Source organism: Streptomyces sp. NPDC058289, from assembly GCF_042880975.1.
GTDB classification, from domain to species: Bacteria; Actinomycetota; Actinomycetes; order Streptomycetales; family Streptomycetaceae; genus Streptomyces; species Streptomyces stoeckheimensis.
In genome coordinates, this window is the sequence record NZ_JBHVYI010000095.1 from 22016 (window position 1) to 31211 (window position 9196).

Consider the following 9196-nt stretch of genomic DNA (forward strand, 5'->3'; position numbering starts at 1 on the left):
CCGGACCAGGAGCCGTCATGACCATCGCCCCCCTGTCCCCGTCCGCCGTGCCCCCCACCCTCCTCCCCGCTCCCGCGCCCGCCCGGCGCACGGTGGACACCCCCGCACCCCACTACGCCGTCCGCCTCGCCCGTGACGAGGACGAGGTGCGCGCCGCACAGCGGCTGCGCCACCAGGTCTTCGCCGGCGAGCTCGGCGCCCGTCTCGACGGCCCGGAGCCGGGCCTGGACTCCGACCCCTTCGACGCCTACTGCGACCACCTCCTCGTCGTGGACGAGGGGACCGAGCAGGTCGTCGGCACCTACCGGCTGCTGCCCCCCGAACGCGCCGCCGTGGCCGGACGCCTCTACTCGGAGGGCGAGTTCGACCTCTCCGCCCTCGCCCCGATCCGCCCCGACCTGGTCGAGGTGGGCCGCTCCTGCGTCCACCCCGACCACCGCAACGGCGCCGTCATCGCCCTCATCTGGGCCGGCCTCGCCCGCTACATGGACAGCTCCGGGCACAACTGGCTCGCCGGCTGCTGCTCCATACCGCTCTCCGACGGCGGGGTGCTGGCCGCCGCCACCCGGGAGAACGTCCTCACCCGCAGCCTCGCCCCCGTCGAGTACCGGGTCACCCCGCACCTCCCCTGGAACCCCGAAGGCATCGACTTCCCCGGCCGGATGGAACTACCCCCGCTGCTGCGCGGCTACCTTCGCCTGGGCGCCTGGGTCTGCGGCGAGCCCGCCCTGGACGCCGAGTTCGGCTGCGCCGACCTGTACGTCCTGCTCTCCCTGCGGCGCACCAACCCCCGCTACCTCAAGCACTTCCTGTCGCTCGCCCCGTCAGCATGAGCGCCTGGCTCCCGACCTCGCCCTGTACTCCCGCGGACTGCGCCGGCCACGAGGGACGCACCGCGAGCGTGCCGCGCGCGGTCCTGCGGCTCGCCGCCGCCATCGCCCTGGTCCTGCTCGGGATCCTGGGAACCCTGCCGCTGCGGCTGCTGCCGGAGCGGGCCCGCCACCTGCTGGTACGGGCCTGGGCGGCCGCCCTGCTGGGCGCCTTCGGCCTGCGGATCACCGTGCACGGGACACCCGGCCCCGACGGTGGCCGGCTGATCGTCGCCAACCACATCTCCTGGCTGGACATCCCGCTCGTCGCCGCCGTCCTGCCCTCCCGGATGCTGGCCAAGAGCGACATCCGCAGCTGGCCGGTCCTCGGACCGCTCTCCCGGCAGGCCGGCACCCTCTACATCGAACGCGACCGGCTCCGCAGCCTGCCCGCCACCGTCGCCCTCCTCACCCGGGCCCTGCTCGCCGGTGACCGCGTCACCGTCTACCCCGAGGGCTCCACCTGGTGCGGGCGCGCCCAAGGCCCCTTTCGCCGGGCCGCGTTCCAGGCCGCGCTGGACGCGCGGGTGCCCGTACAGCCCGTACGGATCAACTACCTGCTCGATGACGGGGGGCCGGCCGGGGCGCCCGCCTTCGTCGGGGACGACCCGCTGACCGCCTCGCTGTGGCGGATCGCGCGGGCCCGCGGGGTGCGCGCGGAGGTCCGGCTGCTGCCGCGGATCCCGCCGGGCCGGTACGCGCACCGGCGGGACCTCGCGGCCGCGGCTCAGGCCGCCGTGCTCGCCGAACCGGTACCCGTGTCACGACCGGCGGCGCCGCTGCTGTCCGGCGTGCCCTCCCAGCCGTCGGTGCCGATGCCGTCCGCCACCGACAGCGACAGGGCGAAGCGACCCGCGGCGTCCGTCCACCAGTGGGTCAACTCGAGTCCGGCGGAGGCGAGTTCCTTACGAACACCGTCCTGACGGAACTTCGCCGAGATCTCCGTCAGGATCTCCTCACCCGCCTCGAAGGGCACCTCCAGATCCAGCGCCCGGACCTTCACCACCAACTGCCTGCGGGCCCGCAGCCGCATCTCGATCCACTCGTGCTCCCGATTCCACACCGCCACGTGCGCGAAGTCGGCGGTGTGGAAATCCGCGCCCAACTCCCGGTTCACCACGGACAGCACGTTCCCGTTGAACTCGGCCGTCACCCCCTGCGCATCGTCGTACGCCGACACCAGGACGGCCGGGTCCTTCACCAGGTCCGTCCCCATCAGTAGCGCGTCCCCGGGCGACAGCATCGCCCGTACGTCCGCCAGGAACACGGCTCGCTCCGGCGGCAGCAGGTTCCCGATCGTGCCGCCCAGGAACACCACCAGCCGGGGTCCGGGGGAGTCCGGCAACCGCAGCGCGCGCGTGAAGTCGGCCAGCAACGCGTGGACGCGCAGCCCCGGATGCTCCTCCAGCAGGACCTTCGCCGCCCCGGTCAGCGCGCTCTCGCTCACGTCCACCGGTATGTACGTGTCCAGTGCGGGCAGTGCCTCGATCAGGTGCCGGGTCTTCTCCGAGGAGCCGGAACCGAGCTCCACCAAGGTGCGGGCCCCGCTCACCGAGGCGATCTCCCGGGCCCGTTCGAGCAGGATCTCCCGCTCGGCGCGCGTCGGGTAGTACTCGGGCAACCGGGTGATCTCCTCGAAGAGTTCGCTGCCCCGGGCATCGTAGAACCATTTGGGCGGCAGCGATTTGGGGGACCGGGTCAGCCCGTCGTGCACATCCGTACGCAGCGCCGTCTCGGCGGCGTGCTCGTCGAGGGTGCGGGTCAGCTGGAAGTCGTTCACTTGCCTTCGTCTCCTTGCTGCGGTGCGTGCGCTGCGTGCGGTGCGTGGTGTGCGTGCGGTGTGTGTGGTGTGCCGGTGGGGGGCTCCTTCAGGGAGACGAGGGCGACCCGGGTGCGGGTGGCGGTCAGCAGGGTCCGGTCGGGGACCTCGCACCAGCGCGGATCGTCGTCGTAGGGCTCCGAGGCCACCACCGTGCGCTGCGCCGCGGCGTCGGCCAGGTACCACAGGGAATCCCCCCAGGCCGTCGCCGCGATGGCCCGGCCGTCGGTCAGCAGGAGGTTCAGCCGGGATCCGGGCGCGGCCTCGACCAGCTCCCGTACCGTCCCGGCCAGCGCCGCACCGAGGTCCGGGTCCGTCCGCAGCCGGTGCAGGACCAGCGCCCAGATCAGAGCCGAGTCCGTCCGGGCGGCCAGCGACAGCAGCTCCTGGGGCGGCAGGCCCGCAGCGACGGGGGCCGCGGCGTCCGGCCAGTCCCGCAGCGAGCCGTTGTGGCTGAACAGCCAATGCCCCTCCGCGAAGGGCGCGGCCGCCGCCTCCCCGTCCGCCCCCGGACGCGTGGCGTCCCGTACGGCGGCCAGTACGGCCCCGCTGCGGACCACCCGGGCGAGGTCGCTGAAGGTCAGGTCGCCCCAGATCGGCCCGGCCCGGCGGTAGCGGGCGGGCACCGGGTCCCCCTCCGCGTACCAGCCGACGCCGAAGCCGTCGGCGTTGACCGTGCCGGAACGCTGGCGGCGCGGCTCCCACGACTGGCGGACCAACGAGTGCTCGGGCTCGCTCAGCACCCGGCCGAGGCTCACGGGCGCCCCGAGGTAGGCGAGGTGACGGCACATCAGGCCTGCCCGGTGGCGGAGCCCGCAGGTGCGGCGCCGCGCGCGGTCCGGAACCCGGAGAAGATCTGCCGGCGCACCGGCAGGTCCCAGTTGCGGAAGGTGCCCCGGCAGGCCACGGCGTCCACGGCGAAGGAGCCGCCGCGCAGCACCTTGTGCTCGGGGCCGAAGAACACCTCCGAGTACTCGCGGTAGGGGAACGCCCGGAAGCCGGGGTAGGGGAGGAAGTCCGAAGCCGTCCACTCCCACACGTCGCCGATGAGCTGGCGCACCCCGAGCGGGGAGGCCCCGGCCGGATAGGCGCCCGCTGCGGCCGGCCGCAGGTGGCGCTGGCCGAGATTGGCGTGCGCGGGCGTCGGGTCCGCGTCGCCCCACGGGTAGCGGGTGGAGCGCCCGGCCGCCGGATCGTGGCGGGCGGCCTTCTCCCACTCCGCCTCGGTGGGCAGCCGCCGCCCCGCCCAGCGGGCGTACGCGTCGGCCTCGTACCAGCTCACGTGCAGCACCGGCTCGTCCCCGGGCACCGGCTCGGTGACCCCGAAGCGGCGGCGCAGCCAGGTGCCGCCCTCGCGGTGCCAGAACAGCGGGGCCTCGATCCCGTGCCGGCGGATCTCCGACCAGCCGGGCGCCTCCCACCACCGCTCCTCGTGGTACCCGCCGTCCGCCATGAACTCCTGGTAGGCGGCATTGGTCACCGGAACGGTGTCGATCCAGAACGCCTCGACCTCGCGCTGGTGCGCGGGCCGCTCGTTGTCCAGCGACCAGGGCTCCGCGGAGGTGCCCATCGTGAACGGGCCCGCGGGTATGAGTACTTCGGTCGCCGCCGGCGGAGGTCCCTGCGGAGGATCCGGGTCGGGCGCCGTCAGTACCGGCGCGCCCTGGCGCAGTTGATGGGTGATCAGCATCGTCTCGTCGTGCTGCTGTTCGTGCTGGGCGATCATCCCGAAGACGTAGCCGCCGTCCAGCAGGGCCGTGCCTTCCAGGGGGGTGCGGTCGAGCAGGTCGAAGACCCGGCCGCGCACTTCGGCGGCGTACCGGCGGGCCTCGTCCGGGCTCAGCAGCGGCAACTTCGGGCGCTCGGCACGGGGATGCTCGAACGCGTCGTAGAGCGGGTCTATCTCGGGGTGCATGGATTCGCGGCCCGCCACGTTGCGCAGGAGCCAGAGCTCCTCCATGTTCCCGATGTGCGCGAGGTCCCAGACCAGCGGGGACATCAAGGGGGAGTGCTGGGCGGTCAGTTCCGCTTCGGGCACGGCGTCGGTGAGTCCGGCCGTGCGGACGCGCGCCGCGGTCAGGGCGGCGGCGGCCCGCTCGCGCAGGAGCTCCGGTTCGGTGGTCATGAGCGTGCCTCCTCGCCGGTCGGCTGCGGTCGGGTTCGCGGGTGCGGGCGTTCCGGGGCCCGGGCATGCGGCTGCTGCGGGTCGGTCCGGTCGTCGGCCGGGCAGCGGCCGCGGGACACGTAGCGCTCGGTGAACTCGCCGACGGTGTCGATGACGTGGCCGCCGGCTCCCAGCCGGGGCAGCGCCGAGACCGCGGCCCGGAAGCAGGCGCGGGCTGCGGACCGCAGCTCCGGATCGGACAGCGCGTCGCGGGCGGCGGCCCGCCACAGCGGATTGCGCGGCGCGGGCTGGGCGCCGTAGGAGTCGGCCAGCCCCTTCGCCACCCGGTACGCGGTCTCCGCGGCCTCCGGGTCGTCGAACAGCGCGTGCACGACCGCCACCGGCACCAGCCAGCCGTCCTCGCCGGGCTGGGCGTCGATCATCCGCAGCTCCAGATGACCCCGGGGCCGTACCGGCGGGAAGAGGGTGGTCAGGTGGTAGTCCAGATCGGCGGCGGTCGGCGGCCGGTGGCCGCCGCCGGAGCGCAGCCAGTCACGGAAGGTCAGCCCGCGCGGTACCGCCCAAGGCGCGCCCTCCTCGTCCGTCCGCACGCACATCACCTCGGTGTCCAGCGCCTGCCGGGTCCACGCACCGCGCGGCTCCGCCTCCAGCGCCGGGGCGAGGGAGCGCCGGGTGTCGAGGTCGCTCCAGACCCCCTGGCGGGCACACCGCCAGCCGGCGTACGGGCCTTCGTGCGCGGGGGAGTTGGCGAAGGCGGCGACCAGTACCGCACCGAGGAGGTGGGCCAGGCGCCAGCGCCTGCCGTGGCCCAGCGGGCCGGGCTCCTCGTGACCGGCGTCCACGCAGACCTGGACGGAGGCCGAGGCGCACATCATGGCGCGCCCGGCCGGCCCGGTGCGGTCGAAGTAGGTCTCCATGGCGTCGTACCGCGGACTGGCCAGCATCCGTCGCAGCGGCCGGCGCGGGTCCTGGCCGAGTCCGCGCAGCTCCAGCCCCTGGGTGCGCAAGGCGCCCCGGACGGCGGCCAGATCGGCTTGGAGGCCGTCGACGCAGCCGGTCAGGGAGGTGGCGGGGGCCGAGCTGAGCTCCAGCTGGCCGCCGGGCTCGACGGTGACGCCGGAACCGAGGGGGAGGGCGCGGGCCGCGTCGTGCGCGGCGGCCAGGCGGTCGTGGGAGACGGGCCGGTCGGGTCGCTCCGCGTCGACCACCAGCCATTCGAGCTCCGCGCCCAGCAGGCGGGGCGGGCCGGTCTTGAAACAGATGCCGTGGATCAGCTCCTCGGCGGTGGCTTCGGTCAGTCGGGTGAGTGAGTCCTGGGGCATGACGGGGCCCTCGTCTCCTGTCGTCGGCTGTGACATCACCCGTGCCTACCCGTCCTTTGGGGCACAAATCCATTGCGGCGCCGTGCCGGAGCGCCGAAGATCACCGCATGAGCGGCAGATTGCGCGAGATCGCGCGGGAGAATGCGGAGATCGTGGCGGCCGGCGGATACCGAACGCGGTCGGGACGGCAGGTCTCGCTTGCCGCCGCCGTGGCGGAGGCCAAGGCAGGAACCAGAATATATGGCCCAAACCGGGTCATTCCAGGCGAGCCGGACGGCCGGGACGCCCGCCGGACCTCCATCGAGGTCACCGGCGAGAGCAGCACGGTCGCCGCCCGCAGGCTCGCCGGCGAGTACGGGGAACGCCCCGGGACCGTTTCCGTGGCCGTCCTGAACTTCGCTTCGGCCCGGAATCCCGGGGGCGGCTACGTCCGCGGCGCCAAGGCTCAGGAGGAGGCTCTCTGTCGCGCCTCGGCGTTGTACGAGACCCTCCTGGAGGCCCCGGAGTACTACGAGGTCCACCGCGCCGAGGTCAGCACCTTCTACACCGACCGGGTGATTCACTCCCCCGGGGTGCCCGTCTTCCGCGACGACAGGGGCAACCTGCTGGACACCCCCTTCCGGGCCGGATTCCTCACCTCACCGGCCCCGAACGCGGGCACCATCCGCCGCCAGGAGCCGGACCGCGTGCCGGAGATCCCCGCCGCCCTCGCGCGCCGCGCGGAGATGGTCCTGGAAGTGGCCGCGCTGCACGGGTACCGGGGGCTGGTGCTGGGGGCCTGGGGGTGCGGGGTCTTCCAGAACGACCCTGCCCAGGTGGCGGAGGCCTTCCGCGGGCTGCTGGCGGGACGGTTCGCCGGTGTGTTCGAACGGGTGGTGTTCGGCGTGCTCGACCGGAAGTCGGAGACGCGGGAGACGTTCGAGCGGGTGCTGGCGGGGGTGGGGCAGGGGTAGGCGTAGGGCTAGGTCGCGTTCGGGAGCAGGCGGGTCCGCAAGAGGTCGAGCACCTGGTCCAGCGCCGCGCGGGTGGGCTGCCCGGGCCGGTCGACGAGGTGCTCGGTGAGGACGGAGTGCGGCGGCATCACGGCTTCGGGGTTGGCGTCCTCGTCCTCCAGCTCGACGGCGATGAAGGCGTCACCGAGCTCGCGGCGCAGGAACGCGAAACGGGCCCCGGGCGTGAGCCGGTCGCTCTTGAAGCGCAGCCCCAGCACCTGCAGGCCCTCGCGCTCGCAGCGTCCCCGGACGGTGGCGAGGTCCTCGGGGGAGATGTCGATGCCGTCCCGCCGGCGGGCGGTGATGCCCAGGGGGAGGGACGGCTGCGACAGGACGGGCACGAGGAGGTGCTCGTCGACGGCCATGGCGAGGGCGAAGCCGCCGGTCAGGCACATGCCGACGGCGCCCACGCCCGGGCCGCCGCAGCGCTTGTGCTCGTCCGCGGACAGCGCGCGCAGCCAGTTCACGACGGGCGAAGTCCGGCCGGTGGCCAGGACGGTGAACTCCCGGCTCACGCACACGTTCCACAGGCTGGACGCGGTGTACAGCGCGCCGCGCAGCAGGCCGTGGGCCTTGGGGTGGGGGTCGTGGCCGGGCGTGCCGAAGAGCACCGGGAGCACCGCGGTGCAGCCGAGCGCGGCCACCCGCTCGGCGAACTCCAGCACCTTCGGGGTGATCCCGGGAATCTCCGCGATCACGATCACCGCGGGCCCGCTGCCGCGGCGCAGGACGGGACGCGTGGTGCCCCCGTGGGTGAACGCCACGCGCTCGAAACCCGACAGGTCATGGTCCGCCATGGACGACCGCCTCACTCATCGACCGTGGCGCACGTGTGGGACGACGCACGGCACCATCCTTCCGCGGGCGTTCCGTTGCCGATCCGCGGACGTTCCGCGGACGTTCCGCAGACGTTGCACGGACGTTCCGCGGACATTCCGTTGACGGGAGGGACCGTACAACACCCGGACGGAGCAGGCCTACCCGGGAGTAGCCGGCTGGACACCCCGACTGCCGCGGACGCCTATGGGGCTTTGGAGCGCCGGGGGCTTCGGGCGCTTCGGGTTTCCGCGCGTCGTAGGTGAGGGAGCCGAGGTCGATCCGGGCCCCCTCGCCGCCGGCCTCGGGGCGGAAGACCCGCTCGCCGTAGCGCCCCGGGCCCTGGGGCCCTGTGCCGGTCCGCCTCGCCAGTGCTGTTGGTGGCCGTGGGCATGCAGTCCCACAGTCCGACCCGGGCGCCGTTGGCGGTGGCCCAGCCCGGGGCGTCGAGGCACTTGCCCGAGTGGACGCTGCGCAGCAGACCGCCGGGTCCCGGGTTAGGAGCAGGCTTGGTCTGGGGGCAGGCCCTGGTCGAGGAGCAGGCCCGGTTCTGGTCCAGGTCGAGGCCGCAGTTAGCGCCAGCCGTACCGCTCGCGGAGTCGGTCCACGACGAGCTGGAACCGGCCCAGGTCCAGTGCGCAGGCCTCACGCCGCATGCCGTCCTCGTGTACGCGCAGCACCCGGTCCACGTCCACCCAGGACTCCCGTCCCGCGCTGTCCCACGGTCCGGTCCCGATGGGGACCCACTCCCGGTCGTGGTCGTGCCGCTTGCTGGACAACTGCACCGCCAGGAGCGTGCCGCCCTCTTCCCGGGCCACGACCAGGACCGGCCGGTCCTTGCCGCGCCCGTCGTTCTCCTCGTACGGAACCCAGGTCCACACGATCTCGCCGGGATCGGGATCCCCGTCGCGATCGGGGGCGTACGAGGTCTGCACCGGCCCGATGGCATGCGGATCGGCCTCGGCGGTCGAGGTGACCCCGTCGCGACCCGGTTGCTCGACGTGACCATTGCTGTGGTGGGAAAGTGCCGTCATTCGGGCGAGGTTACCGGGTGAGGGGGTGCCCGGGGGGTGCGTGCGCCGGTGGGTCGGAGAGGCGGCGGGTGGGTGGGTCGGGTGTGCTGCGGGCCGGCGGTGGCTGCGTGGGGTGCCGGGCGGCGTCCCGGCAGTCGAGCGTCCTTCCGTGGTGGGACGGTCCGTCAAGGGCGCTCCTGCGTCGCGTCGCTACGCGATGGCCTTCGGCCACCCTTGACG

The 9196-nt window shown here is 73.8% G+C and carries 8 protein-coding genes and 1 pseudogene; 3 read left to right on the plus strand and 6 right to left on the minus strand.

Annotated elements, in window-relative coordinates; all coding sequences use genetic code 11:
- The first annotated feature begins 17 nt into the window (after positions 1-17).
- Both ACFVX6_RS33820 and ACFVX6_RS33825 read left to right on the plus strand, forming a co-directional pair.
- Entirely contained in the window at positions 18-833 is an 816-nt protein-coding gene (locus ACFVX6_RS33820; RefSeq protein ID WP_389698018.1) for a GNAT family N-acetyltransferase, read from the plus strand.
- Positions 830-1360, plus strand: a pseudogene (locus ACFVX6_RS33825) (lysophospholipid acyltransferase family protein); the annotation flags it as partial. The gene ACFVX6_RS33820 and the pseudogene ACFVX6_RS33825, both read left to right, overlap by 4 nt.
- A gap of 236 nt (positions 1361-1596) precedes the next feature.
- On the opposite strand, the gene egtD reads toward ACFVX6_RS33825, so the two are convergent.
- From egtD to egtA, 4 genes are read right to left on the minus strand one after another with little or no spacing between them, the layout of a single operon-like run.
- Positions 1597-2649, minus strand: a complete 1053-nt coding sequence (gene egtD / locus ACFVX6_RS33830; protein ID WP_389698020.1) for an L-histidine N(alpha)-methyltransferase — start codon at positions 2647-2649, stop codon at positions 1597-1599.
- Positions 2646-3479 (minus strand): ergothioneine biosynthesis protein EgtC, encoded by an 834-nt coding sequence (gene egtC / locus ACFVX6_RS33835; RefSeq protein WP_389698022.1) that lies wholly within the window; start codon positions 3477-3479, stop codon positions 2646-2648. Before egtC ends, egtD begins: the two co-directional genes overlap by 4 nt.
- Positions 3479-4813, minus strand: a complete 1335-nt coding sequence (gene egtB, locus ACFVX6_RS33840) for an ergothioneine biosynthesis protein EgtB (protein WP_389698024.1) — start codon at positions 4811-4813, stop codon at positions 3479-3481. Before egtB ends, egtC begins: the two co-directional genes overlap by 1 nt.
- Positions 4810-6171: an ergothioneine biosynthesis glutamate--cysteine ligase EgtA gene (egtA, locus tag ACFVX6_RS33845; RefSeq protein ID WP_389698026.1), complete on the minus strand. Its 1362-nt coding sequence runs from the start codon at positions 6169-6171 to the stop codon at positions 4810-4812. The genes egtB and egtA overlap by 4 nt, the downstream gene beginning before the upstream one ends.
- A gap of 71 nt (positions 6172-6242) precedes the next feature.
- Here egtA and ACFVX6_RS33850 point away from each other — a divergent pair, with 71 nt between their 5' ends.
- Entirely contained in the window at positions 6243-7088 is an 846-nt protein-coding gene (locus tag ACFVX6_RS33850; protein WP_389698028.1) for a TIGR02452 family protein, read from the plus strand.
- Positions 7089-7096: 8 nt separating this feature from the next.
- Here the strand turns inward: ACFVX6_RS33850 and ACFVX6_RS33855 are convergent, their stop codons facing one another.
- Both ACFVX6_RS33855 and ACFVX6_RS33860 read right to left on the minus strand, forming a co-directional pair.
- Positions 7097-7924 (minus strand): dienelactone hydrolase family protein, encoded by an 828-nt coding sequence (locus ACFVX6_RS33855; protein ID WP_389698030.1) that lies wholly within the window; start codon positions 7922-7924, stop codon positions 7097-7099.
- Between the two features lie 591 nt (positions 7925-8515).
- Positions 8516-8977: a type II toxin-antitoxin system PemK/MazF family toxin gene (locus ACFVX6_RS33860; protein ID WP_389698032.1), complete on the minus strand. Its 462-nt coding sequence runs from the start codon at positions 8975-8977 to the stop codon at positions 8516-8518.
- Positions 8978-9196: the final 219 nt, after the last annotated feature.